23 protein-coding genes are annotated in these 23,532 nt (G+C 60.1%); 12 read left to right on the top strand and 11 right to left on the bottom strand.

The window, feature by feature from the left end; translation table 11 throughout:
- The first annotated feature begins 10 nt into the window (after positions 1–10).
- Complete coding sequence (locus AC1RT4_RS15205; RefSeq protein ID WP_493086023.1) at positions 11–3,040, top strand: multidrug efflux RND transporter permease subunit; 3,030 nt, start codon at positions 11–13, stop codon at positions 3,038–3,040.
- A 60-nt stretch (positions 3,041–3,100) separates the two neighbouring features.
- Here AC1RT4_RS15205 and AC1RT4_RS15210 read toward each other — a convergent pair whose 3' ends face one another.
- The 5 genes from AC1RT4_RS15210 to colR form a co-directional block, all read right to left on the bottom strand.
- Complete coding sequence (locus tag AC1RT4_RS15210; RefSeq protein WP_011335717.1) at positions 3,101–3,328, bottom strand: hypothetical protein; 228 nt, start codon at positions 3,326–3,328, stop codon at positions 3,101–3,103.
- A 2-nt stretch (positions 3,329–3,330) separates the two neighbouring features.
- Positions 3,331–4,044, bottom strand: a complete 714-nt coding sequence (locus AC1RT4_RS15215; RefSeq protein WP_493086025.1) for a lipopolysaccharide kinase InaA family protein — start codon at positions 4,042–4,044, stop codon at positions 3,331–3,333.
- A 4-nt stretch (positions 4,045–4,048) separates the two neighbouring features.
- Positions 4,049–4,717, bottom strand: a complete 669-nt coding sequence (locus AC1RT4_RS15220) for a class I SAM-dependent methyltransferase (protein WP_493086027.1) — start codon at positions 4,715–4,717, stop codon at positions 4,049–4,051.
- A 162-nt stretch (positions 4,718–4,879) separates the two neighbouring features.
- Entirely contained in the window at positions 4,880–6,154 is a 1,275-nt protein-coding gene (locus AC1RT4_RS15225) for a sensor histidine kinase (RefSeq protein WP_007953226.1), read from the bottom strand.
- On the bottom strand, positions 6,144–6,827 hold the full coding sequence (gene colR, locus AC1RT4_RS15230; RefSeq protein WP_007953224.1) for a two-component system response regulator ColR: 684 nt from the start codon (positions 6,825–6,827) through the stop codon (positions 6,144–6,146). Before colR ends, AC1RT4_RS15225 begins: the two co-directional genes overlap by 11 nt.
- A 203-nt stretch (positions 6,828–7,030) precedes the next feature.
- Between colR and AC1RT4_RS15235 the strand changes: the two genes are divergently transcribed.
- Together AC1RT4_RS15235 and AC1RT4_RS15240 are read left to right on the top strand one after the other, a co-directional pair.
- The gene (locus AC1RT4_RS15235) at positions 7,031–8,980 is read left to right on the top strand and encodes an LTA synthase family protein (RefSeq protein WP_493086030.1); all 1,950 of its coding nucleotides are present in this window, start codon (positions 7,031–7,033) and stop codon (positions 8,978–8,980) included.
- A 51-nt stretch (positions 8,981–9,031) separates the two neighbouring features.
- Positions 9,032–9,775: a phosphatase PAP2 family protein gene (locus AC1RT4_RS15240; protein ID WP_493086032.1), complete on the top strand. Its 744-nt coding sequence runs from the start codon at positions 9,032–9,034 to the stop codon at positions 9,773–9,775.
- 75 nt (positions 9,776–9,850) lie between these two features.
- Here the strand turns inward: AC1RT4_RS15240 and groL are convergent, their stop codons facing one another.
- The 4 genes from groL to AC1RT4_RS15260 form a co-directional block, all read right to left on the bottom strand.
- Positions 9,851–11,497, bottom strand: a complete 1,647-nt coding sequence (gene groL, locus AC1RT4_RS15245) for a chaperonin GroEL (protein WP_493086034.1) — start codon at positions 11,495–11,497, stop codon at positions 9,851–9,853.
- Positions 11,498–11,546: 49 nt separating this feature from the next.
- Positions 11,547–11,840 (bottom strand): co-chaperone GroES, encoded by a 294-nt coding sequence (locus AC1RT4_RS15250; protein WP_003227685.1) that lies wholly within the window; start codon positions 11,838–11,840, stop codon positions 11,547–11,549.
- A 260-nt stretch (positions 11,841–12,100) separates the two neighbouring features.
- On the bottom strand, positions 12,101–12,577 hold the full coding sequence (locus tag AC1RT4_RS15255; protein WP_007953217.1) for an FxsA family protein: 477 nt from the start codon (positions 12,575–12,577) through the stop codon (positions 12,101–12,103).
- 65 nt (positions 12,578–12,642) lie between these two features.
- A complete protein-coding gene (locus AC1RT4_RS15260) occupies positions 12,643–13,374 on the bottom strand; it encodes a HugZ family pyridoxamine 5'-phosphate oxidase (protein WP_493086037.1) in 732 nt (243 codons plus the stop codon).
- A gap of 160 nt (positions 13,375–13,534) precedes the next feature.
- On the opposite strand from AC1RT4_RS15260, the gene AC1RT4_RS15265 reads away from it, so the two are divergent.
- A complete protein-coding gene (locus tag AC1RT4_RS15265; protein WP_011335726.1) occupies positions 13,535–14,293 on the top strand; it encodes an SDR family oxidoreductase in 759 nt (252 codons plus the stop codon).
- A gap of 68 nt (positions 14,294–14,361) precedes the next feature.
- Here AC1RT4_RS15265 and apbC read toward each other — a convergent pair whose 3' ends face one another.
- Positions 14,362–15,456: an iron-sulfur cluster carrier protein ApbC gene (apbC, locus tag AC1RT4_RS15270; protein WP_096818437.1), complete on the bottom strand. Its 1,095-nt coding sequence runs from the start codon at positions 15,454–15,456 to the stop codon at positions 14,362–14,364.
- A 155-nt stretch (positions 15,457–15,611) separates the two neighbouring features.
- On the opposite strand from apbC, the gene metG reads away from it, so the two are divergent.
- The 8 genes from metG to AC1RT4_RS15310 all read left to right on the top strand — a co-directional run bounded on the left by metG (position 15,612) and on the right by AC1RT4_RS15310 (position 22,647).
- The gene (gene metG / locus AC1RT4_RS15275) at positions 15,612–17,663 is read left to right on the top strand and encodes a methionine--tRNA ligase (RefSeq protein WP_085709538.1); all 2,052 of its coding nucleotides are present in this window, start codon (positions 15,612–15,614) and stop codon (positions 17,661–17,663) included.
- A gap of 131 nt (positions 17,664–17,794) precedes the next feature.
- Positions 17,795–18,364 (top strand): electron transport complex protein RnfA, encoded by a 570-nt coding sequence (locus tag AC1RT4_RS15280; protein WP_493086039.1) that lies wholly within the window; start codon positions 17,795–17,797, stop codon positions 18,362–18,364.
- Complete coding sequence (gene rsxB / locus AC1RT4_RS15285) at positions 18,361–19,575, top strand: electron transport complex subunit RsxB (RefSeq protein WP_493086041.1); 1,215 nt, start codon at positions 18,361–18,363, stop codon at positions 19,573–19,575. Before AC1RT4_RS15280 ends, rsxB begins: the two co-directional genes overlap by 4 nt.
- Positions 19,562–20,545: an RnfABCDGE type electron transport complex subunit D gene (locus AC1RT4_RS15290; RefSeq protein WP_493086043.1), complete on the top strand. Its 984-nt coding sequence runs from the start codon at positions 19,562–19,564 to the stop codon at positions 20,543–20,545. Before rsxB ends, AC1RT4_RS15290 begins: the two co-directional genes overlap by 14 nt.
- Complete coding sequence (locus tag AC1RT4_RS15295; RefSeq protein ID WP_493086045.1) at positions 20,542–21,147, top strand: RnfABCDGE type electron transport complex subunit G; 606 nt, start codon at positions 20,542–20,544, stop codon at positions 21,145–21,147. The genes AC1RT4_RS15290 and AC1RT4_RS15295 overlap by 4 nt, the downstream gene beginning before the upstream one ends.
- Positions 21,144–21,725, top strand: a complete 582-nt coding sequence (locus AC1RT4_RS15300) for an Rnf-Nqr domain containing protein (RefSeq protein ID WP_493086047.1) — start codon at positions 21,144–21,146, stop codon at positions 21,723–21,725. Before AC1RT4_RS15295 ends, AC1RT4_RS15300 begins: the two co-directional genes overlap by 4 nt.
- A complete protein-coding gene (gene nth / locus AC1RT4_RS15305; protein WP_007953205.1) occupies positions 21,722–22,360 on the top strand; it encodes an endonuclease III in 639 nt (212 codons plus the stop codon). The genes AC1RT4_RS15300 and nth overlap by 4 nt, the downstream gene beginning before the upstream one ends.
- Before the next feature lie 107 nt (positions 22,361–22,467).
- A complete protein-coding gene (locus tag AC1RT4_RS15310) occupies positions 22,468–22,647 on the top strand; it encodes a PA3496 family putative envelope integrity protein (RefSeq protein WP_007953204.1) in 180 nt (59 codons plus the stop codon).
- Positions 22,648–22,734: 87 nt separating this feature from the next.
- On the opposite strand, the gene AC1RT4_RS15315 is transcribed toward AC1RT4_RS15310, so the two are convergent.
- On the bottom strand, positions 22,735–23,361 hold the full coding sequence (locus AC1RT4_RS15315; protein WP_007953203.1) for a response regulator transcription factor: 627 nt from the start codon (positions 23,359–23,361) through the stop codon (positions 22,735–22,737).
- Positions 23,362–23,532: the final 171 nt, after the last annotated feature.

Consider the following 23,532-nt stretch of genomic DNA (forward strand, 5'->3'; position numbering starts at 1 on the left):
AGGAAATCCCATGGCTTTTACCGATCCGTTCATCCGCCGCCCGGTGCTCGCCACCGTGGTCAGCCTGCTGATTGTGCTGCTGGGCTTCCAGGCCTGGAGCAAACTGCCGCTGCGCCAGTATCCGCAAATGGAAAACGCCCTGATCACGGTGACCACCGCGTACCCCGGGGCCAACGCCGAAACCATTCAGGGCTACATCACCCAGCCGATGCAACAGAGCCTGGCCAGCGCCGAGGGCATCGACTACATGACCTCGGTCAGTCGCCAGAACTTCTCGGTGATTTCGATCTACGCGCGCATCGGCTCCAACAGCGACCGTTTGTTCACCGAACTGCTGGCCAAGGCCAACGAGGTGAAGAACAAACTGCCTCAGGACGCCGAGGACCCGGTGCTGAGCAAGGAAGCCGCCGACGCTTCGGCGCTGATGTACATCAGCTTCTTCAGCAAGGAACTGAACAACCCGCAGATCACCGACTATCTGTCGCGGGTGATCCAGCCGAAACTGGCGACCCTGCCGGGCATGGCCGAGGCGGAGATTCTCGGCAACCAGGTGTTCGCCATGCGCCTGTGGATCGACCCGGTGAAACTCGCCGGCTTCGGCCTCAGCGCCAGCGACGTGACCAACGCGGTGCGCCAGTACAACTTCCTCTCCGCCGCCGGCGAAGTGAAAGGCGAGTACGTGGTCACCAGCATCAATGCCAACACCGAACTGAAATCCGCCGAAGCCTTCGGCAAGATCCCGCTCAAGGTCAGTGGCGACAGCCGGGTGCTGCTCAGCGATGTGGCACGGGTTGAAATGGGCGCGGAAAACTACAACTCGATCAGTTCGTTCGGCGGCACGCCTTCGGTGTACATCGGGATCAAGGCCACGCCCGGGGCCAACCCGCTGGAAGTGATCAAGGAAGTGCGCAAGATCATGCCGGAGCTGGAAGCCCAGCTGCCGCCCAACCTCAAGAGCGAGATCGCCTACGACGCCACGCTGTTCATCCAGGCCTCCATCGATGAAGTGGTGAAAACCCTGTTCGAAGCGGTGCTGATCGTGATCGTGGTGGTGTTCCTGTTCCTCGGCGCCCTGCGTTCGGTGGTCATTCCGGTGGTGACGATTCCGCTGTCGATGATCGGCGTGATGTTCTTCATGCAGATGATGGGCTACTCGATCAACCTGCTGACCCTGCTGGCGATGGTGCTGGCCATCGGGCTGGTGGTGGACGACGCGATTGTGGTGGTGGAAAACATCCACCGGCACATCGAGGAAGGCAAGACACCACTGGAGGCCGCGCTCGAAGGCGCACGGGAAATCGCCATGCCGGTGGTGTCGATGACCATCACCCTGGCGGCGGTGTACGCACCGATCGGTTTCCTGACCGGGCTGACGGGGGCACTGTTCAAGGAGTTTGCGTTGACCCTCGCCGGGGCGGTGGTGATTTCCGGGGTCGTCGCCCTGACCCTGTCGCCGATGATGTGCGCCGTGCTGCTGCGCCACGACGAAAACCCCACGGGCCTGGCCCATCGCCTCGACCGGATTTTCGACAGCCTCAAGCGGCGCTATCAGAGCATGCTGCACGGCACGCTCAATACCCGGCCGGTGGTGCTGGTGTTTGCGGTGATCGTGCTGTGCCTGATTCCGGTGCTGCTCAAGTTCACCAAGTCGGAACTGGCACCGGACGAAGACCAGGGCATCATTTTCATGATGGCCAACGCCCCGCAGCCGACCAACCTCGATTACCTGAACACCTACACCGACGAGTTCATCAAGATCTTCAAGGAGTTCCCGGAGTACTACTCCTCGTTCCAGATCAACGGCTATAACGGCGTGCAGAGCGGCATCGGCGGTTTCCTGCTCAAGCCGTGGAACGAGCGCAGTCGCACACAAATGGAAATCCTCCCCGAGGTGCAGGGCAGACTCGAGGGCATTCCGGGCCTGCAGATCTTCGGTTTCAACCTTCCGTCCCTGCCCGGCACCGGCGAAGGCCTGCCGTTCGAGTTCGTGATCAACACCGCCAATGACTACGAGCTGTTGCTGCAGGTAGCCGACCGAATCAAGAAGCGCGCCATGGAGTCGGGCAAGTTCGCCTTCGTCGACCTTGATCTGGCTTTCGACAAACCCGAAGTGGTGGTCGACATCGACCGCGCCAAGGCTGCGCAGATGGGTGTGTCGATGCAGGATCTGGGAGGCACCCTCGCCACCCTGCTCGGCGAAGCCGAGATCAACCGGTTCACCATCGAAGGTCGCAGTTACAAGGTCATCGCCCAGGTCGAACGGGCCTACCGCGACAACCCGGACTGGCTGAACAATTACTACGTGAAAAACACTCAGGGCGAACTGCTGCCGCTTTCGACCCTGATCACCGTGACCGACCGCGCACGACCGCGACAGCTCAACCAGTTCCAGCAACTCAACGCGGCGAAACTGTCCGGGTTCCCCCTGGTGAGCATGGGGGAAGCCATCGACAGCGTGTTGCAGATCGCCCGGGAAGAAGCCCCGGCCGGTTTTGCCTTCGATTACGGCGGCGCCTCCCGGCAGTTCGTGCAGGAAGGCAGCGCGCTGTGGGTGACCTTCGCCCTGGCCCTGGCGATCATTTTCCTGGTGCTGGCGGCGCAGTTCGAAAGCTTCCGCGACCCGCTGGTGATTCTGGTGACCGTGCCGTTGTCGATCTGCGGGGCGCTGATTCCGCTGTTCCTCGGCTGGTCGAGCATGAACATCTATACCCAGGTCGGGCTGGTGACGCTGATCGGGCTGATCAGCAAGCACGGAATCCTGATCGTCGAGTTCGCCAACCAGTTGCGCAAGGAGAAGGGCCTGACACCCCGCGAGGCGGTGGAGGAAGCGGCAGCAATTCGTCTGCGCCCGGTGTTGATGACCACCGCGGCGATGGTGTTTGGCATGGTGCCGCTGATCGTGGCCACCGGCGCCGGCGCGGTCAGCCGTTTCGATATCGGGACGGTGATTGCCACCGGGATGTCGATCGGGACATTGTTTACGCTGTTTGTCCTGCCGTGTGTTTACACCGTGCTGGCGAAACCCGATCCCAAGCCATGACTCAATAAAAAAGGCCCCGCATCAGCGAGGCCTTTGGCTCTTGTAGAGATTTCAATCGATTCAACTCTGCGGCCTCATCCCTTGAGAAAGTCCGAACATGAACAGCAACAGATCATGATCGGGTTGTGTGGCCACGGCGGCTTTCGCCACCCGTGGCATCGGGCAATGCGGGTCGCTCGCCGAGGCGCCGATCACCTGCATGCGTGGCTGTTCCCAGGCCGCCACCGCCAATGATGCAACTGCCAAGGCTCCTACCAGAAACAAACCTCGAGCAATTTCTAGTTTCATCGCTATAAACCCTTGATAGCGCTGCCAAACGCCGTCTCATAAAAGTAGACGAGTTTTTTCCAGTCTGTTGCGCTGAACGACGAGTGGCGGCGCAATTGCTTCATGTCATGGGCGGCCGCGCGATGAGCGGTCAGACGCTGACGGCATTTTTCCAGATCGATCAGGGCGACTTCGACCTTGGCCGAATCACCTTCGCCCGTCACCCGCACAAACACGTGCTTGATGTAGATGCAGCTGTGCTGCCAACGGCCTTTGTGCATGCGAGCCAGGTTTTCGGCGAGGTCCTTGAGCACGCGCTCATAAACGGCTTCGCCATATTGCTCGCGACCGCCACCGGCTTCCCAATGCTCGAGTTCCTGAAAGCCATCGAGGGACTTGGTCACCAACAGTGCACGCCATTTGAATTGCGGGTCGGGCTGGGCACCGCAGAACACGATTTCAGGCACCCGGACACCGAGACGGGAAACCCCGGTCAGCGCATCCAGCTCGCGCAACACGGTCGGCCGCCCGAACGGGTGCAGCCAACTGCGATAGATATGGCCTGTCTGACGCTTGGCATACAGCAGTTGACCATCGCGCCCCACCACACGCTGCACACCACTTTCGCCACCGCGACGCACGTTGGGTTCTTCCACCCATTCACCACGCTGGTTCCAGTAGTAGTCGAAGCGATCCTTGGGAGCGACTTCCGTTTCTGCTGCAAATTGCACTGCCATCCTCTTACCTCTTGCGTAATACGTAGACTCGCCACATGGCATAGAGCGGAATAAAGTCCAGTTGTTCCTGGATCCGGAATCCTGCTTCTTCGAATTCCTTTTCAACTGTTGCGGCCGGTAACACAAACCGGTTCTGGTAACCCTCCTGGCCACGCTTTTGCTCGGCGCGCTTGCGTTTCCAGGCTTTGAAATTGCCGTCCACCCACAGCGAAATGATCACGCTGTCCCGGGTGACACGCTCGAACTCGCGCAGAATCGCCCGGCGGTGCTCGGCTTCGCCGATGTGATGCAGCAGTCGCATGCAGAAAATGCTGTCGACGGCGTTATCAGGCAAGGCAATGTCGAACGCAGACGTGTGCAAGGGTTGTACCCGTTTCACCACATCCGCCGGTTGTGCCTGCATGGCGGTCTTGATCATCGACTCGGAGTTGTCCGCCCCGATGATCACCCGGTTGGGTTTTTCCGCCAGCATCGGCCAGAAACGCCCCGCACCGCACGGCAGGTCGAGGACCAGTCCAGGCTCACCGACCAGGGTCAGCGCCTTGCGGGCCAATTGCAGATCCCGCCAGTTGGACAAACGACGGCCCAGACCGTCCTGGTGTTTACGCAGGTACTTCTGCGCATGCTTGTCGTCGTACTTTTCGGAAAAATCGAGTTTGATCGGGCCGGCCATCACCAGGACTCCTGAATTACTGATGACACCACCTTAAGCAGCGGTGTGTCAGCGTCAGGTCATCCCTTTGTGAAAAAAACGTCATGTAAATCGGCAAACTATTTCAAGGTTATACAGGAATTGGACAGGTTGGCGGGAGTACCCTCATCAACCGGCTGATCTTCAGCGCTTGCCCAGATCGACCTCGAAACGGCAGCCATTGGGCTCCATCGTGCTCAACGTGACGCTCCAGCCTTCGTTTTCACAAATGCGCTGAACCAGCGACAAGCCCAATCCAAGCCCCTCGCCGCGCTTTTCGTTGCCGCGTACAAATGGCTGGAACATGGCTTCGCGTTTTTCCTCGGGAATGCCCACGCCCGAATCCTCGACCACAAAACCGTTCTCATTGAGCGTCAGGCGAATAAACCCCTGCTCGGTGTAGTGCAAGGCGTTACGCAGCAGATTGCCCATCACGGCATTGAGCAGCGTCGCGTTATAACGAGTGTCGGGCGGGTTGCCCGGTTCGAAAATCAACTGCAAACCCTTGGATTCGATGGGCTCGCGCCACAGGCAGAGCAAGCTGTCGGCCACTTGCGCGAGGGTGTGCCGAGGGGCGGCGCCAGCATCTTCGCGCTGGGCACGGGCGAGCATCAGGAAGGTCTGCACCAGCTCGCGCATCTCCTCACTGGCCCGCGCAATGCGTTGAACCTGGGCCTTACCGCGCTGATCGATACCCGGATTTTCCAGCAGCAGCTCGCAGGAGCTGGCCAATACCATCAGCGGCGTGCGCAATTCGTGGCTGACGTCGCTGGTGAACAGCCGCTCCCGCGTCAGCGCCTGACGCAGGCGCCCGAGCGTGGCATCGAATGCCACCGCCAGTTCGCCCACCTCGTCTGCCGCGTAGTCCGGCGCCAGTGGAGGCGCCAGCCCGAGCAACTGGTCGCGATGGCGCACCTGGCGGGCAAGACGCACCACCGGAGCCATCACCTTGCGCGCCAGCACCCAGCCAAGGAACACCGCCAGCGCCAGACTGAGCACAAAGCCCACCAGCACCACGGCGAACAGCACGCGCTCGCGCTCTTCGAAATCGCTTTGATCCTGCAGCAGCACATAGCGGCGGCCATCAACCACCTCGACCATCGCGTGGTACGACAGCTGCTCGCGAAACACTTCATGGAAACCCGAATCCAGGTGCCGCAGGTCCTTGGGCAGCTCGAAGTCGCCCGGCCCGCCGCTGAAGTAGAACAGCTGATCCGGCTCCGGCCGATGGCTCCAGTCCGAGACGTTGTCCATCAGCAGCAGGCGTTGCAGATCCCCGCCCAGCCCGGCGGAAATCAGTTTTTCCTCGACCAGGTGCACGGTCGCGACGATGCCCATGGCAAACGCCCCGGCCACCAGCGCACTCATCAGCGCAAAGGCGATGATGATCCGCTGGGCAAGGCTTTGCTTAAACTCCATCGCGGCCCTCGGCCAGGCGGTAACCCACGCCGTGCACGGTGTGCAGCAATGGCTTGGCGAACGGTTTGTCGATCACCTGGCGCAATTGGTGGACGTGGCTGCGCAGGCTGTCGCTGTCCGGGCAGTCATCGCCCCACAGCGCTTCTTCAAGAATTTCCCGACGCAAAACATGCGGACTCTTTTGCATCAACACCGCCAGCAGTTTGAGGCCGACCGGGTTGAGCTTGAGCAATTTGCCTTCGCGGGTCACTTCGAGGGTATCGAGGTCGTAGCTCAGATCACCGACCTGCAGCGCACGACGACCGCCGCCCTGGGTGCGACGCATCACGGCTTCAACCCGGGCCGCCAGTTCCGACAGCGCGAACGGCTTGACCAGATAATCGTCGGCCCCGGACTTGAAGCCCTGCAAGCGGTCATCGAGCTGATCGCGGGCAGTGAGCATGATCACCGGCGTATCGCGACGGGCGTCTTCGCGCAGGCGCTTGCACAGGGTGTAGCCGTCGATCCCCGGCAGCATGATGTCGAGCACGATCAGGTCGTAATGCTCGGTGGCAGCCAGATGCAGGCCCGACAGACCGTCCTGGGCGCAATCGACGGTATAGCCTTTGAGCCCCAGGTAATCGGCCAGATTGGCCAGGATATCGCGGTTGTCTTCGACCAATAGAATTCGCATGGGCACCTCCTCCGTACACGGTAGCGGCCGTCTTGGCCCGCGCAGCTTACGACCATCGCCGACTCAGGGCTAGGGCGACAAGCCCCACAAATCGAGTCTTTCAACCAAATTCATTCCTTAACAAGTTTTTCACTATCGGTTCACAACCTGACTACAGTGACAACGCGAGACTCTCGCGCCATTAGATATAAGGAATGTAGACAATGGACTTTTTCAAGACGGCGCCTGTGCGCTTTCTGCTGCTGGTCACCGGCGCCTGGCTGGTGGTGTTTCTCCTGACCCGAACCGTGCTGTTGCTGACTCATCTGGATGAGGCCGGCGGCGTGGCATTTTCCCTGTTCGGCATCGGCTTGCTGTATGACCTGGGCTTTCTCGCCTATGCCGCGCTGCCGATGGGCCTGTATCTGCTGCTGTGTCCGCCGGCCCTATGGCGCCGACGCGGTCATCGCTGGTTCCTTCAGGGACTGTTGACGGTCAGTCTGTTCGCCATGCTGTTCACCTCCGTGGCCGAATGGCTGTTCTGGGACGAGTTCGGCGTACGCTTCAACTTCATCGCCGTCGACTATCTGGTGTATTCCGATGAAGTCCTGAACAACGTGCTGGAGTCTTACCCGATCGGCACGTTGCTGAGCATTCTTGCGCTGCTCGCCGTGGCGCTGAGTTTCGCGTTGCGCAAACCTTTCAACGCGGCGCTGGACGCCCCGCTGCCGCCACTGCGCGGTCGCCTGCTCAATGCCCTCGGTCTATTGCTCGTCGCGGGACTGAGCCTGCAACTGCTCAGTCAGGACGCGCCGCGCGCTCAGGGCGGCAATGCCTATCAAAATGAACTGGCAAGCAATGGCCCGTATCAGTTTTTCGCCGCGTTCCGTAACAACGAACTGGACTATGGCCAGTTCTACAGCAGTCTGTCGCCGGAAAAAGTCGCCGGCCAGATTCGTGCTGAATTGAGCGAGCCCAACGCGCGCTTCATCGGCCAGGATCCACAGGACATCCGCCGGGTGATCGACAACCCGGGCACCGTGCGTAAACCGAACATCGTGCTGGTGACCATCGAAAGCCTCAGTGCCAAGTACCTGGGCAGCAACGGCGATGAGCGCAACCTGACACCGAATCTGGATGCCTTGCGCAAGCAGAGTCTGTACTTCAACAACTTCTACGCCACCGGCACCCGCACCGATCGGGGCCTGGAAGCCATCACGCTGGCCATTCCGCCGACGCCGGGGCGTTCGATCGTCAAGCGCATCGGCCGCGAAAGCGGCTTCGCCAGCCTCGGCCAGCAACTCAGTGCCGTCGGCTACGACAGCGTGTTCGTCTACGGCGGACGCGGTTATTTCGACAACATGAACGCGTTCTTCAGCGGCAACGGCTACCGCGTCGTCGATCAGAGCAGCGTCGATGAATCGGAAATTCACTTCAAGAATGCCTGGGGCATGGCTGATGAGGATCTGTACAAGCAGACCCTGAAACTGGCCGATGCCGATTACGCCAAGCAGCAGCCTTTCCTGTTGCAACTGATGACCACGTCCAACCACCGCCCTTATACCTATCCGGACAATCGGATCGACATCAAGTCCGGCAACGGTCGCGATGGCGCGGTGAAATACACCGACTACGCCATCGGCCAGTTTCTGGACCAGGCGCGGCAGAAACCGTGGTTCGACAACACGATCTTCATCTTCGTCGCCGACCACACCGCCGGCAGCGCGGGCAAGGAAGACCTGCCGATCAGCAACTACCAGATCCCGCTGTTCATCTATGCACCAAAGTTGATCGAGCCACGGGAAAACGCGCAACTGGCCAGCCAGATCGATCTCGCGCCAACCCTGCTGGGGTTGCTGAACCTGGATTATCAATCGACGTTTTTCGGTCGCAACCTGCTGCAGGACAACCCGCTGCCACCGCGAGTCGTGGTCGGCAACTATCAACATCTGGGGCTGTTCGACGGCAAAGATCTGGCGATCCTCAGCCCGCGCCAGGGCCTGCGCCGGCATGACGATGCGCTGACCGAAAGCCGCGAGTCCCGGGCCGGCAGCGACGACCCGCTGATCAGCCGCGCCATCACCTATTACCAAACCGCCAGTTATGGCTTCAAGCAACAGCTGCTTGGCTGGAAGGCGCCCAAGGAGGGTGCCGAGCAAATCAGCGAACGTTAATCGAAGCGCCCCGGGCTGATGCCCCGGGGCGTTTCCCGCTCTGGATATGTCATGTCATCAAACGTTGTACGCCCTGCCCCTCGCCCGCTGAATTTCTGGTTGTGCCTGGGGATTCCCGCCGTGGCGGCCGTCATTCTGGTTTTGTTGGAGCTGACTGATCTGGACATGGATCTGGCCCGGCTTTTCTATGACCCGGCTGCCGGTGACTTCATTGGCCGCCACAGCTACTTCCTGGAAAACATCCTCCACGACCGCGCCAAACAAGTGGTGATCGCCTTTTCGGTGTTTGCCATCCTCGGGTTCATCGGTGCGTTTTTCATCGAGCGGCTCAAACCGTTCAAGCGTGAACTGGGTTGCCTGGTGTTGTCGCTGGGTCTGGCCACCTCTTTTGTCACACCGGTGAAAGCCGTGACGGCGGTGCAATGCCCATGGAGCCTCGAACAGTTCGGCGGCCACGAAACCTACAGCAAACTGTTGGATCATCGCCCGCCGACCGACAAGCCCGGTCGTTGCTGGCCGGGTGGTCATGCGGCCACCGGTTTTACCTTGTTTGCGCTGTTCTTCGTGCTGCGTGACCGTCGCCCACGGCTGGCCCGTCAGGCGTTCATCTTTGCCTTCGCGCTGGGTTCGGTGTTCTCGATCAGCCGGATGATGCAGGGCGCGCACTTCTTCTCCCACAACGTGTGGACGGCGATCTTTTGCTGGCTGATTTGTCTGGGCTCGTATTACTGGGTTTTGTATCGCCCGGCAGCCAAGGCTGAAACAAACACGCAGGCCCGTCCGGTCAACGCCTGACACCTGAAACGCGGGCAATAAAAAACCCCGTCTGCTCTCGCAGACGGGGTTTTTCGTTACAGGGGTAAGGCTGGCTTACATCATGCCGCCCATGCCACCCATGCCGCCCATGTCTGGCATACCGCCGCCAGCTGCACCTTCTTTCTTCGGTGCATCAGCAACAGCAGCTTCGGTGGTCAGGATCAGACCGCCGATGGAGGCTGCAGCTTGCAGAGCCGAACGGGTTACCTTGGTTGGGTCCAGGATGCCCATTTCGATCATGTCGCCGTACTCGCCGGTAGCAGCGTTGTAGCCGAAGCTGCCTTCGCCGTTCTTGACCTTGTCGACAACCACGCTTGGCTCGTCGCCGGAGTTGGCAACGATCTGGCGCAGCGGCGCTTCAACAGCGCGACGCAGTACAGCGATACCGACGTTCTGGTCAGCGTTGTCGCCTTGCAGTTCGGTCAGGGCTTCCAGAGCGCGGATCAGCGCTACGCCACCGCCAGGTACCACGCCTTCTTCAACGGCTGCGCGGGTTGCGTGCAGGGCGTCTTCAACGCGGGCTTTCTTCTCTTTCATTTCAACTTCGGAACCGGCGCCAACCTTGATCACTGCAACGCCGCCGGACAGCTTGGCCAGACGCTCTTGCAGTTTTTCACGGTCGTAGTCCGAGGAAGTCTCGGCAACCTGGGCACGGATCTGGGCGATACGGGCTTCGATGTCGCCTTGAACACCAGCACCGTCAACGATGATGGTGTTTTCCTTGGACAGGGTCACGCGCTTGGCGCTACCCAGGTGTTCCAGGGTGGTGCTTTCCAGGCTCAGGCCGATCTCTTCGGAGATAACGGTACCGCCGGTCAGAACGGCGATGTCCTGCAGCATGGCCTTGCGACGGTCGCCGAAGCCTGGAGCCTTGACGGCTGCGACTTTAACGATGCCACGCATGTTGTTCACGACCAGAGTCGCCAGGGCTTCGCCTTCAACGTCTTCGGCAACGATCAGCAGTGGACGGCCGGCTTTGGCAACGGCTTCCAGTACTGGCAGCATTTCGCGGATGTTCGAGATCTTTTTGTCGACCAGCAGGATCAGCGCGCCTTCCAGCTCGGCAACCATAGTGTCCGGCTTGTTGACGAAGTACGGGGACAGGTAGCCACGGTCGAACTGCATGCCTTCTACAACCGACAGTTCGTTTTCCAGGCCCGAGCCTTCTTCAACGGTAATCACGCCTTCTTTACCGACTTTTTCCATGGCTTCGGCAATGATGTCGCCGATGGAGTTGTCGGAGTTGGCGGAGATGGTGCCTACCTGAGCGATAGCCTTGGTGTCAGCGCATGGCTTGGACAGGGCTTTCAGTTCTTTGACGATCGCGATGGTCGCTTTGTCGATACCGCGCTTCAGGTCCATCGGGTTCATGCCGGCAGCGACGGCTTTCAGGCCTTCGTTGACGATCGACTGAGCCAGAACGGTAGCGGTGGTAGTACCGTCACCAGCGTCATCGTTGGCACGGGAGGCAACGTCTTTGACCAGCTGCGCGCCCATGTTTTCGAAACGGTCTTCGAGTTCGATTTCTTTGGCGACGGAAACGCCGTCCTTGGTGATGGTCGGAGCGCCGAAGCTCTTCTCGAGGATCACGTTACGGCCTTTCGGGCCCAGGGTCGCTTTTACCGCGTCAGCCAGGACGTTTACGCCAACCAGCATTTTCTTGCGGGCGGAATCGCCGAATTTAACTTCTTTAGCAGCCATGATCGATATTCCTTAAATACTTTGTAGTAGCGGGAAAATGAGCGGGAAATCAGCCTTCCAGTACAGCGAGAATCTCGTTCTCAGCCATTACCAGCAGGTCTTCGCCGTCGACTTTCACAGTGTTGCTGCCGGAGTAAGGACCGAACACAACCTTGTCGCCGACTTTAACGGCCAGCGCACGCACTTCACCGTTTTCCAGAGTCTTGCCTGGGCCTGCAGCGACGATCACACCGTGGTTGGCTTTTTCAGCAGCCGAACCTGGCAGGACGATACCGCCAGCGGTTTTCTTTTCTTCTTCGCTGCGACGGATAACGACGCGGTCATGCAGAGGACGAAGCTTCATTGTCGATCTCTCCTAATTGTGGTTTTCATCGGCCGGTGTAGTCCCGGCGGGTTTAACGAATCCGGCCTGCGCCGGTTGCGGCTCGTCGAGCGAACCGCGGAAGTCTGTCCGACTCAAAATGTCGGAAACCTTTCGGTGACCGATACATAAGGGCGCATAAGCTTATTACAAGGGCGGGGGCTAAAAAATTTTCACGCAGGCTGCATGAATTCGCCCCACAAACGAACACGGCACCCGAAGGTGCCGTGCCGATGCAGATGTTACTTGGTGTCGCGGTGTTCGAACTCGCCTTCGATCACATCACCTTCACGGCCAAGAGGCTGGCGCGGTGCAGGACCGCCGCGAGGTTGCAGGTCATCGGCGAACGCTCGCTGGCGCATGGCCTGCTCTTCGGCGCGCTGGCGCATTTTGTTGGCGACCAGTCGACGACTGAACGGCAACAACAGCACCAGACCGACCACATCGCTGATGAAGCCCGGCAGGATCAACAGACCACCGGCCAGGGCCAGCATCAGGCCTTCGAGCATGGTCTGCGCAGGCAGTTCGCCGCGGTTCAGGCTTTCACGGGCACGCAGTGCAGTGGCCAGCCCGGCGACGCGCAGCACGAACACGCCGAACATCGAGCCGAGAATGATCAGCAGCAGGGCCGGGAAAAATCCGATCGATCCTGCCACTTTGACGAATACGAACAGCTCCAACACCGGGAACAGCAGAAAGAGCAACAAAAAAGGGCGCATCAAAGTTTCCTCAACGCAAGAAATGCCTTGCAGTAAGCCTTAGATGACGTCGCCCTTTCGTGAATTCAAGCGTCGGCCACCGCATTTTTTGGCCAGACCTCGGCGTGAGCCAGAGAAACCAAGGCCTCGCGCACTTGTATCGGCGTATGACAAGGCGCTTGAAACGGCAGCCAGTACAGCGCCTGACCGATGCGCAGGTGCATGCCTTCGGTATCGATCCCGGCCATTTGTGCCGGGACGGTTTTCGGCAGCCCGGCGAGGTCGACGTAATGGGCGATGGCCTTGGCGTGGTCGCTGTTCATGTGCTCGACCATGCTGATTTCGGCCTTGCCGGCGAACGGGTTGGCCAGGGTCAGGTGATCGACCCAGTGGATCGCGCCGAAGCCGCCGATGTAGCGATGGCGTACCGGTTTGAGCACCCAGAAATCGAAATCGTGGGCCTTGTGGTAATTCTGCGAATCGGGGAAATAACGGTAGTAGCGCTCGGCGGCGGCTTCGATGGCGGTAGCGTCTTCGAGTTTTTCCGCCTCGGCCAGATAGGTCAGGCGACCAACGGCTTGCACATCGTCGGCCTCGCGCTCACCCACCAGCAGCGAGCATTTCGGATCTCTCTGCAGGTTATGGGTGTGCTGGGCGATGCGGCTGATCAGGATCAGCGGCCGGCCCTGCTCGTCCAGGCAGTAGGGAACCACGGAGCCGAACGGAAAACCGGGCATCGATTTGGAGTGGGTCGACAGCACGCCACGGTATTCCTTGAGAAGCAATTCTCGGGCATTCTTAGCCGCTTCAACGCTCAATTTATGACTCCTTAAATAGAATCCGTCGAAAAAACGGACAGGCGCATGGGATTTGTCCCGCACGCCATCGGGCAGTTCTCATGTGCAACAGGCCCTTGGCCGGTGCAGATCGAGAGGCTACCTATAAGGACCACTCTGACCTGCTCTCGGGGGCATGCGAATGCAACTCAACGACAAAGTAATCATTATCACTGGCGGTTGCCAAGGCTTGGGCCGCTCGATGGCCGAGTATTTCGCAGGCAAGGGCGCGAAGCTGGCGCTGGTCGACCTGAACCAGGAAAAACTCGATGACGCCGTCGCGGCCTGCAAGGCCAAGGGTGTCGAGGCGCGCAGCTACCTGTGCAACGTCGCCAACGAAGAGCAGGTGACGCACATGGTTGCCCAGGTCGCCGAAGACTTCGGCGCGATCCACGGCCTGATCAACAACGCCGGGATCCTGCGCGACGGCCTGCTGCTCAAGGTCAAGGACGGCGAGATGACCAAGATGAGCCTGGCCCAGTGGCAGGCGGTGATCGACGTCAACCTGACCGGCGTGTTCCTTTGCACCCGTGAAGTGGCGGCGAAAATGGTCGAGCTGAAGAACAGCGGCGCGATCATCAACATCTCGTCGATCTCCCGCGCGGGCAACGTCGGCCAGACCAACTACTCCGCCGCCAAGGCCGGCGTGGCGGCAGCAACCGTGACCTGGGCCAAGGAACTGGCGCGCTACGGCATTCGCGTGGCCGGCATTGCACCGGGCTTCATCGAAACCGAGATGACCCTGGGCATGAAACCCGAAGCGCTGGAAAAAATGACCTCGGGCATTCCGCTCAAGCGCATGGGCAAACCGGAAGAGATCGCCCATTCGGCGGCGTACATCTTCGAGAACGACTACTACACCGGCCGGATTCTGGAGATGGACGGCGGGTTGCGCATCTGACCTCTGTCACGCAATGAAAAACGCCCCGGTGCACAGGCACCGGGGCGTTTTTGTTTAAACCACAGGCATCAATCGTCGCTGATGGTGATGTTCGGCATCGCCGGCGAAGCCGCTTCCTGCAACACGATCCGCGCGCCGACGTGACGGGCCAGTTCCTGGTAAACCATGGCGATCTGACTGTCCGGCTCGGAAATCACCGTCGGTTTGCCGCCGTCGGCCTGTTCGCGGATCAGCATCGACAGCGGCAACGAAGCCAGCAGCTCGACGCCGAACTGGGTCGCCAGCTTCTCGCCACCGCCCTCACCGAACAGATGCTCGGCGTGTCCGCAGTTCGAGCAGATGTGCACGGCCATGTTTTCCACCACGCCCAGCACCGGAATGTTGACCTTGCGGAACATCTCCACGCCTTTACGCGCATCGAGCAGCGCCAGATCCTGCGGTGTGGTAACGATGACAGCGCCAGCCACCGGGACTTTCTGCGCCAGGGTCAGCTGGATGTCGCCGGTGCCTGGCGGCATGTCGATCACCAGATAATCCAGGTCGCCCCAAGCGGTTTGCGTCACCAGTTGCAGCAGCGCGCCGGAGACCATCGGCCCGCGCCAGACCATCGGCGTGTTGTCGTCGGTCAGGAAGGCCATCGACATCACTTCCACGCCATGGGCCTGAAGCGGCACGAACCACTTCTGATCCTTGACCTGCGGGCGGGTGCCCTCGGGGATGCCGAACATGATGCCCTGGCTCGGGCCGTAGATATCGGCGTCGAGAATCCCGACCTTCGCGCCTTCGCGGGCCAGCGCCAGTGCCAGGTTGGCGGCGGTGGTGGATTTACCCACACCGCCCTTGCCCGACGCCACGGCGACCACGTTCTTGACGTTGGCCAGCCCCGGAATCTGCGCCTGGGCCTTGTGCGCGGCGATCACGCTGTTGACTTCAACCTTGGCCGACACCACGCCATCGAGGTTTTCGATGGCCAGTTGCAGCAATTGCGCCCAGCCGCTCTTGAACAGACCGGCGGCATAACCGATTTCCAGCTGCACGCTGACGCGGTCGCCGGTGATTTCGATGTTGCGCACGCAACCGGCGCTGACCGGATCCTGGTTCAGGTAAGGGTCGGTGTATTGGCTGAGGACGGCTTCCACCGCTGCGCGAGTGACGGCGCTCATGGGCAACTCCGATAACAAGACTGGGAAAAGATGGCGGGTATCCTACCCCTTCTGTCCTCCGGACGGCATGTCCGGCAACGATTTGCAGAGGTGAAATATCTTTCCCGGCGCTTTATAGTGGCCGACCTCCGTTTCATCAAGTAGCGAAGCCCCACATGTCCGAACCACGCAAGATTCTCGTCACCAGCGCCCTGCCCTACGCCAACGGTTCGATCCACCTTGGCCATATGCTGGAATACATCCAGACCGATATGTGGGTGCGCTTCCAGAAGCATCGCGGCAATCAGTGCATTTACGTCTGCGCCGACGACGCCCACGGTTCGGCGATCATGCTGCGCGCGGAAAAGGAAGGCATCACCCCGGAACAACTGATCGCCAACGTCCAGGCTGAACACAGCGCCGACTTTGCCGAGTTCCTGGTGGACTTCGACAACTTCCACTCCACTCACGCCGAAGAAAACCGTGAGCTGTCGAGCCAGATCTACCTGAAGCTGCGTGACGCCGGGCACATCGCCCAACGTTCGATCACCCAGTATTTCGACCCGGAAAAGAAAATGTTCCTGGCCGACCGCTTCATCAAGGGCACCTGCCCGAAATGCGGCACTGAAGACCAGTACGGCGACAACTGCGAAAAATGCGGTGCGACCTACGCGCCGACCGACCTGAAGGATCCGAAGTCGGCAATCTCCGGCGCCACTCCGGTGCTGAAGGATTCCCAGCACTTTTTCTTCAAGCTGCCGGACTTCCAGGAAATGCTGCAGGCCTGGACCCGCAGCGGCACCCTGCAGGACGCCGTGGCCAACAAGATCGCCGAATGGCTGGACGCCGGCCTGCAACAGTGGGACATCTCCCGCGATGCGCCGTATTTCGGTTTCGAGATCCCGGGCGAGCCAGGCAAGTATTTCTACGTGTGGCTGGACGCGCCGATCGGCTACATGGCCAGCTTCAAGAACCTCTGCAACCGCACGCCGGAGCTGGACTTCGACGCGTTCTGGGGCAAGGATTCCACCGCCGAGCTGTACCACTTCATCGGCAAGGACATCGTGAACTTCCACGCCCTGTTCTGGCCGGCGATGCTCGAAGGCGCGGGTTTCCGCAAGCCGACCGGGATCAACGTGCACGGCTACCTGACCGTCAACGGTCAGAAGATGTCCAAGTCCCGCGGCACCTTCATCAAGGCCCGTACCTACCTGGATCACCTGTCGCCGGAATACCTGCGCTACTACTACGCGGCCAAACTGGGCCGAGGCGTGGACGACCTCGACCTGAACCTCGAAGACTTCGTGCAGAAGGTCAACTCCGACCTGGTCGGCAAAGTGGTCAACATCGCCAGCCGTTGCGCCGGTTTCATCCAGAAGGGCAACGCCGGTCTGCTGGTGGACAACAACGCCGCGCCGGAACTGACTGAAGCATTCCTGGCCGCCGCGCCGAGCATCGCCGACGCCTATGAAGCCCGCGACTTCGCCCGTGCCATGCGCGAAACCATGGCTTTGGCCGACCGCGCCAACGCCTGGATTGCCGACAAGGCACCATGGTCGCTGAACAAGCAGGAAGGCAAGCAGGACGAAGTCCAGGCAGTCTGCGCCACGGCGATCAACCTGTTCCGCCAGCTGGTGATCTTCCTCAAACCGGTGCTGCCAGTGCTGGCCGCCGATGCCGAGGCGTTCCTCAACGTCGCCCCGCTGACCTGGAACGACCACACCACCCTGCTGGCCAACCACCAGTTGAACGAATTCAAACCGTTGATGACCCGCATCGACCCGGTAAAAGTGCAAGCCATGACCGACGCCTCGAAAGAAGACCTGACCGCCAGCCAGACCGACACCGGCGCCGCAGCGCCTGCCGGCAACGGCGAACTGGCCAAGGATCCGCTGTCGCCGGAAATCGACTTCGACACCTTCGCCGCCGTCGACCTGCGCGTCGCGCTGATCGTCAAGGCCGAACACGTTGAAGGCGCGGACAAGCTGCTGCGTCTGACCCTCGACATCGGTGACGAGCAACGCAACGTGTTCTCCGGAATCAAGAGCGCCTATCCGGATCCGTCGAAACTCGACGGTCGCCTGACCATGATGATCGCCAACCTCAAGCCACGAAAAATGAAGTTCGGCATCTCCGAAGGCATGGTGATGGCGGCCGGCCCTGGCGGTGAAGAAATCTACCTGTTGAGCCCGGACAGCGGCGCCAAGCCGGGTCAGCGCATCAAGTAAGGTTCTGCCCTGACAGATCCCACAGGCGTGCTCCGTGCGCCTGTGGGATTTTTCATATCTGGCCCGCCCTCCACGGCTGCCGGATAATGCCTAACCTTAAGTGACACACGCCCGTTCCTGCCGGCAGAACCATGACCGAACTCGTGCTTACGCTCTTCAGTGCTGCGCTGATCAACAACTTCGTGTTGCACTGGCCGCTGGGCGTCGATCCGCTGCTGGCGGGCGAACGACGTCAGGTGCATGCGCTGGGGCTGGCTACGTTGTGTCTGATGCTGATTGTCGGCGTGGCGGGTTATGCGATCTGGCATTGGCTGCTGGTGCCGTTGCAACTGGAATTCCTGCGCCTGTTTGTGTTTCTGCCGTTGAGCGTCCTGCTGATCGCGCCATTGTTGAAACTGCTCGCACATTGGCGACCCACGCTGCCATTCGATGGCTTGTGGCCGCTGCTGCTGGGCAATGCCGGTGTGTTGGGGCTGACGCTGATCAACGCGCAAGCGGACAAAGGCCTGTTTCATGCGACAGCGCTGAGCCTTGGCGCCGGCCTGGGTTTCTGGCTGGTGTTAAGCCTGTTCAGCGATTTGCGTGAGCGCACGGCCGACAACGATATTCCCCTGCCCTTTCGTGGCTTGCCGATCCTGTTGATCGGCGCCGGACTGATGGCCGTGGCTTTTCTCGGATTCAGTGGACTGATCAAAACATGAGTCTGATTCAACGCATCGATGCCCTGCTGCCGCAGACCCAATGCGGCAAGTGCGGCCATCCCGGATGCAAACCCTACGCTGAAGGCATCGCCGACGGCGAGCCGATCAACAAGTGCCCGCCAGGTGGCGACGAAACCATCGCGGCACTGGCCGAACTGTTGAAAATCCCGGTGCTGGAGCTGGACATCACTCGGGGTTCGGCGCCCCCGCAAGTGGCGTTCATCCGCGAGGCCGAATGCATCGGCTGCACCAAGTGCATTCAGGCTTGCCCGATCGACGCCATCGTCGGCGCGGCGAAGCTGATGCACACGGTGATCATCGACGAATGCACCGGTTGCGATCTGTGCGTGGCGCCCTGCCCGGTCGATTGCATCGAGATGCACCCGCTGCCTTTGGGCACGCTGCCGGTGGTGGGTGGTCTGGCCGCCAGCCTTGAAGAACAACAGGCCCGCGCGGCCAAACGCGATCACGCCCGCCAGCGCTTCGAACGGCGTAATGCTCGCCTGCAACGCGAAGAACAGCAGAAGCAGGCCGAGCGCGAAGCCCGGGCGCAGCGTGCGGCACAGGTCGAAATCGCCGCCACCATGCTGGATCCGGTGCAGGCGGCGCTGGAACGGGTGCGCGCGCAAAAAGCCGCCAGCGCCGATGCTGCGCTGAAAAAAGCCAAGATCGACGTGGCCATGAGTCGGGCGCAATTGAACAAATCGCTCAAGGCCTTCGGTCATCCGCCGACCTTTGATCAGCAATCGCAACTGATCGTCCTGCAACAGCAGTTCGAAGCGGCCGAACAGGCACTGGCGAAGCTGGAAAGCAGCGCGGCACCTGCGCCGGTCGTGGCCGCCCCGGCGAAGGACGCCGATCTGAAACGGGCGAAAATCCAGTTGGCGATGCGCCGCGCCGAGCTGAAAAAGGCGCAAACCGCAGAAGCCCCGCCAACCGAGATCGCCGCGCTGGAGCAAGCGCTGTGTGACGCCGAACAGGCGCTGCACAACGCCGAAGCCGCCAGCGATCAACCGGCGCCGGAGCTTGTGCGTGTCGAGAAACGTCCCATCGACGACCAGCTGCGTCAGCTGAAAACCGAACTGGCCTACGCGCGTGCCGATCTGAACAAACTGCAACGGCGCGACGGCACGCCCGCCGACATCCTCGAAAAGGCCCGCGCCCGCCTGCAAGAAGCAGAGCGGCAGGTACAAGCCCATGTCATCCATTGAAACCAGAGACGAACGCCTGCAACAGGCAATGAAGCTGGTTTTACTGGCGACATTGCCGGGATGGCTGGCGTTGTTCTGGTTTTACGGTTGGGGCGTGTTGATCAACCTGATCCTGTCCGTCGCCACGGCTTTGTGTGTCGAAGCTGCCGTGACTCATCTGCGCCGGCAACCGCTGCAGTCCACCTTGAGCGATGGCAGCGCGGTGGTCAGCGCGACGCTGCTGGCGATTGCCCTGCCGCCCTATTGCCCGTGGTGGCTGACGGTCACGGCGATCGCCTCGGGCCTGCTGCTGGGCAAACATCTGTACGGTGGTATTGGCCGAAATCCATTTAATCCGGCCATGCTCGGCTTTGCGCTGGCCATCGTGATGTTTCCTCAGTCGATGACCCATTGGCCGGCCCATGGCATGGATCTGACGGCGGCTTTTGGCCAGGTGTTCAATCTGGGCGCGCAACCGGATGCCTGGGTTCAGGCCACCGCGCTGGACAGTCTGCGCATCAATAAAAGCCTGACCATGGACGAACTGTTTGCCGGCAATCCGGCATTCGGTCGCTTCGGCGGGCACGGCGTTGAATGGGTGAACCTGGCGTTCCTCGCCGGTGGGCTGTTCCTGTTGCAACGTCGGGTGTTTGGCTGGCACGCGCCGGTCGGCATGCTCGCCAGCCTGTTCGTCATCAGCCTGTTGTGCTGGAACGGTTCGGGATCCGACTCCCACGGCTCGCCACTGTTTCACCTGCTGAGCGGCGCGACCATGCTGGGAGCGTTCTTCATCGTCACAGAACCGGTGTCGGGGGCAAAAAGCCCGCTCGCCCGCCTGCTGTTCGGCGTCGGCGTGGGCTTGCTGACTTACGTGATTCGCACCTGGGGCGGTTACCCCGACGGCGTGGCGTTTGCGGTGCTGTTGATGAACCTGTGCGTGCCGGCGCTGGAGCGCTTCGCGTTGGCCCGTCAGGCGCAGGTGACACCATGAACCGCACGAGCAGCCTGATCACACTGGCGTTGATTACCGCGCTGGGCATCGGCGTGACGTGGCTGGTGCAACGCAGCAATGCGCCGCAGATCGCCGCCGAACAGCGTCTGCTTGAAAGTCGCAAATTGCTGGACGTGCTGCCGGTCGACTTTTACGACAATCAGCCGCTTGAACAACCTCTGACGCTGACCGACATCAACCTGAGCCATAGTCAGTTGCTGGGCGGTTACCGGGCGAGCAAAAGCGGCCAACCCGTGGCGGTGCTGTTGCGCAGCCGGACCCAAGGCTATGCCGGTAGCATCGAGTTGCTGATTGCCATCGACGCCAATGGCCGTTTGCTCGGAGTGAAAACCCTCGAGCAAAACGAGACACCTTCGCTGGGTGGGCATATCGGCGACTGGCCAAATGGCTGGCTTCAGACCTTTCACGGAAAATCGAGCAGCCAACCGAAGGACGCCGGGTGGGCCTTGAAAAAGGATCAGGGGCAATTCGACCAGATCGCTGGCGCAACCATTACATCTCGCGCGGCCATCAATGCCATTCACGATGCCCTGCGTTACTTCGATGAACACCGGACGACACTGCTCGGGAGCGCGCCATGAATACGTCAGCGACTTTGTCGACCTCAATGATGCTGGTGCTGTTGATCGGCACCACCGACTCCGTGGCGGGTGCGCTGGCGACTCTGTTGATGTTTGCGGTTGTCGTGGGCGTTTACGGTTTGTGCATGGCACCGGTGCGCTCGCGCCTGAGCAGTGAGAGCCTGTTGCCGGTCAGCCTGGTACTGGCCGCGACCCTGGCGGGCTGCGCCGATATTTTTCTGCAACGCGGTGCGCTGCAGTGGCATCAACTGATCGGTCTTTATGCCGGGCTGATTGGCTTGCAATGCGTGGTGCTGGAGCACAATGGATTTTTTCGCCGGCCTGTCCGTAATCGACTGAAACTGTGCGGCCTGTTTGCCGCGCTGATGATTGTGCTTGCGGTGTTGCGTGAGCTGATCGGTCAGGGCAGCATCGGCCATCATCTGTCGGAACACTGGCAAGGTTTGGTTGTGTTCAGCGACGGCCTGCATTTCGCGACGCTGGCGCCCGGCGCCTTCATATTGCTTGGACTGTTACTGGCTGCCCGTCAGGCCTGGACTCGCCCTGCCGCCCTACCCGAGGAAAAGCATCACCCATGAATGCCGCAAAACGTCTGGAGATCTTCCGCAGGCTTCACGAGGACAACCCCGAGCCCAAGACCGAACTGGCCTACTCCTCGCCTTTCGAACTGTTGATCGCGGTGATTCTGTCCGCGCAATCCACGGACGTCGGAGTGAACAAGGCGACGGCCAAGCTGTTCCCGGTGGCGAACACGCCAGCGGCCATTCACGCCTTGGGCGTCGAAGGGTTGTCCGAGTACATCAAGACTATCGGCCTCTATAACAGCAAGGCCAAAAACGTGATCGAGACCTGCCGCCTGCTGGTCGAGTTGCACAACGGTGAAGTGCCGCAGACGCGCGAAGAGCTGGAAGCCTTGCCCGGCGTGGGCCGCAAGACCGCCAATGTCGTGCTCAACACGGCGTTCCGCCAGTTGACCATGGCCGTGGACACCCACATCTTCCGGGTCAGCAACCGCACCGGCATTGCACCGGGCAAAAATGTGGTCGAGGTGGAAAAGAAGTTGATGAAGTTTGTGCCAAAAGAATACCTGCTCGACTCGCACCACTGGCTCATTCTTCACGGGCGCTACGTGTGCCTGGCACGCAAACCCCGTTGCGGCAGCTGTCGGATCGAAGATCTGTGCGATTACAAGCACAAAACTTCTGACGATTGAGCGGCTATTGGTTTTATTGATTTATCGATTGAAAAAATCTTTTTTACCATCTGCTGGAATATCGATATAAGGAGCGCCAAAGGCAGTCTTAGCCTGGAGTTGACCTTATGAGCACCAGCAAAGAGCAATTGGAAGCGGATGACGACTTTATCGCCACGGAGGCCGATGATGCCGAACCTGTGGTTGAAGTCGCCAAGACCAACTTGAGCAAACGCCGAACCATCGACAACCTGCTTGAGGAGCGCCGACTGCAGAAGCAATTGGCCGATTACGATTTTGATCTCTGACATTTGAAAGCCTCCCGAAACGGAGGCTTTTCTCTTTCTGCCTTACGCTGATTTCGATCCGCCCATGATCCGTCAGCGCTGAAACCCTCAGACCAGACCGTTGCGCTGCGCCAGTTCAATCAGATCCACCAGCGAGCGCGCGTTGAGCTTCAATAACAACCGAGTCTTGTAAGTGCTCACAGTCTTGTTGCTGAGGAACATACCGTCGGCAATTTCCTTGTTGGTCTTGCCCCGCGCCAGCTGTTGCAAAACCATCATTTCGCGCCCGGACAGGCGATCGACCATGTCCGCTTCGCTGGCGTTACCAAGACTGGTCCGCACGGTGTGCAACGCCTGGTTCGGGAAGTAACTGTATCCGGACAGTACCGCCTTGATTGCACTCAGCAACTCCGTCAGATCCTGTTGCTTGCAAACGTATCCCGCCGCCCCCGATTGCATGCAACGCATGGAAAAATGTCCCGGTGACTGGGATGTCAGCACGAGCACTTTCAACGGCATCGCACTTGTCGTAAGACGCGCAATGACTTCCAGTCCATCCAGCTTCGGTATGCCGATATCCAGAATGACGATATCCGGCATCTGGTCACGAGCAAGTTGTAACGCATCCACGCCATTATCGGTTTCTGCAATGACTTCGTAGCCATGACGTTCCATCAGCATACGTACCGCAAGACGAATGACGGGGTGATCATCCACGATCAGCACTTTATTCATGGGCAAGTCCAGTTTCGCTGTTCGAATTTTTAGAACCGGCACAATAACGTAGTCATTTCACCCATGGCATGGATAAGTTCCTCTGCACCACCACCGAGAGACGCCTCCTACAGCCAATAAAGATTATTCCTACAGAAAAGACTCACTAACACAAAAAATGAATTCACATCA

Source organism: Pseudomonas sp. GW821-FHT11D10 (assembly GCF_058808435.1).

Bases quoted from the DNA above. Each gene is read 5' to 3' on its own strand.
- AC1RT4_RS15300 (WP_493086047.1), top strand. From the start codon at position 21,144: ATGAATACGTCAGCGACTTTGTCGACCTCAATGATGCTGGTGCTGTTG.
- AC1RT4_RS15295 (WP_493086045.1), top strand. From the start codon at position 20,542: ATGAACCGCACGAGCAGCCTGATCACACTGGCGTTGATTACCGCGCTG.
- AC1RT4_RS15235 (WP_493086030.1), top strand. From the start codon at position 7,031: ATGGACTTTTTCAAGACGGCGCCTGTGCGCTTTCTGCTGCTGGTCACC.
- AC1RT4_RS15205 (WP_493086023.1), top strand. From the start codon at position 11: ATGGCTTTTACCGATCCGTTCATCCGCCGCCCGGTGCTCGCCACCGTG.
- groL (WP_493086034.1), bottom strand. From the start codon at position 11,497: ATGGCTGCTAAAGAAGTTAAATTCGGCGATTCCGCCCGCAAGAAAATG.
- apbC (WP_096818437.1), bottom strand. From the start codon at position 15,456: ATGAGCGCCGTCACTCGCGCAGCGGTGGAAGCCGTCCTCAGCCAATAC.
- colR (WP_007953224.1), bottom strand. From the start codon at position 6,827: ATGCGAATTCTATTGGTCGAAGACAACCGCGATATCCTGGCCAATCTG.
- metG (WP_085709538.1), top strand. From the start codon at position 15,612: ATGTCCGAACCACGCAAGATTCTCGTCACCAGCGCCCTGCCCTACGCC.
- nth (WP_007953205.1), top strand. From the start codon at position 21,722: ATGAATGCCGCAAAACGTCTGGAGATCTTCCGCAGGCTTCACGAGGAC.
- AC1RT4_RS15210 (WP_011335717.1), bottom strand. From the start codon at position 3,328: ATGAAACTAGAAATTGCTCGAGGTTTGTTTCTGGTAGGAGCCTTGGCA.
- rsxB (WP_493086041.1), top strand. From the start codon at position 18,361: ATGAGTCTGATTCAACGCATCGATGCCCTGCTGCCGCAGACCCAATGC.
- AC1RT4_RS15310 (WP_007953204.1), top strand. From the start codon at position 22,468: ATGAGCACCAGCAAAGAGCAATTGGAAGCGGATGACGACTTTATCGCC.
- AC1RT4_RS15225 (WP_007953226.1), bottom strand. From the start codon at position 6,154: ATGGAGTTTAAGCAAAGCCTTGCCCAGCGGATCATCATCGCCTTTGCG.
- AC1RT4_RS15290 (WP_493086043.1), top strand. From the start codon at position 19,562: ATGTCATCCATTGAAACCAGAGACGAACGCCTGCAACAGGCAATGAAG.
- AC1RT4_RS15265 (WP_011335726.1), top strand. From the start codon at position 13,535: ATGCAACTCAACGACAAAGTAATCATTATCACTGGCGGTTGCCAAGGC.
- AC1RT4_RS15280 (WP_493086039.1), top strand. From the start codon at position 17,795: ATGACCGAACTCGTGCTTACGCTCTTCAGTGCTGCGCTGATCAACAAC.
- AC1RT4_RS15315 (WP_007953203.1), bottom strand. From the start codon at position 23,361: ATGAATAAAGTGCTGATCGTGGATGATCACCCCGTCATTCGTCTTGCG.
- AC1RT4_RS15220 (WP_493086027.1), bottom strand. From the start codon at position 4,717: ATGGCCGGCCCGATCAAACTCGATTTTTCCGAAAAGTACGACGACAAG.
- AC1RT4_RS15255 (WP_007953217.1), bottom strand. From the start codon at position 12,577: ATGCGCCCTTTTTTGTTGCTCTTTCTGCTGTTCCCGGTGTTGGAGCTG.
- AC1RT4_RS15250 (WP_003227685.1), bottom strand. From the start codon at position 11,840: ATGAAGCTTCGTCCTCTGCATGACCGCGTCGTTATCCGTCGCAGCGAA.
- AC1RT4_RS15240 (WP_493086032.1), top strand. From the start codon at position 9,032: ATGTCATCAAACGTTGTACGCCCTGCCCCTCGCCCGCTGAATTTCTGG.
- AC1RT4_RS15215 (WP_493086025.1), bottom strand. From the start codon at position 4,044: ATGGCAGTGCAATTTGCAGCAGAAACGGAAGTCGCTCCCAAGGATCGC.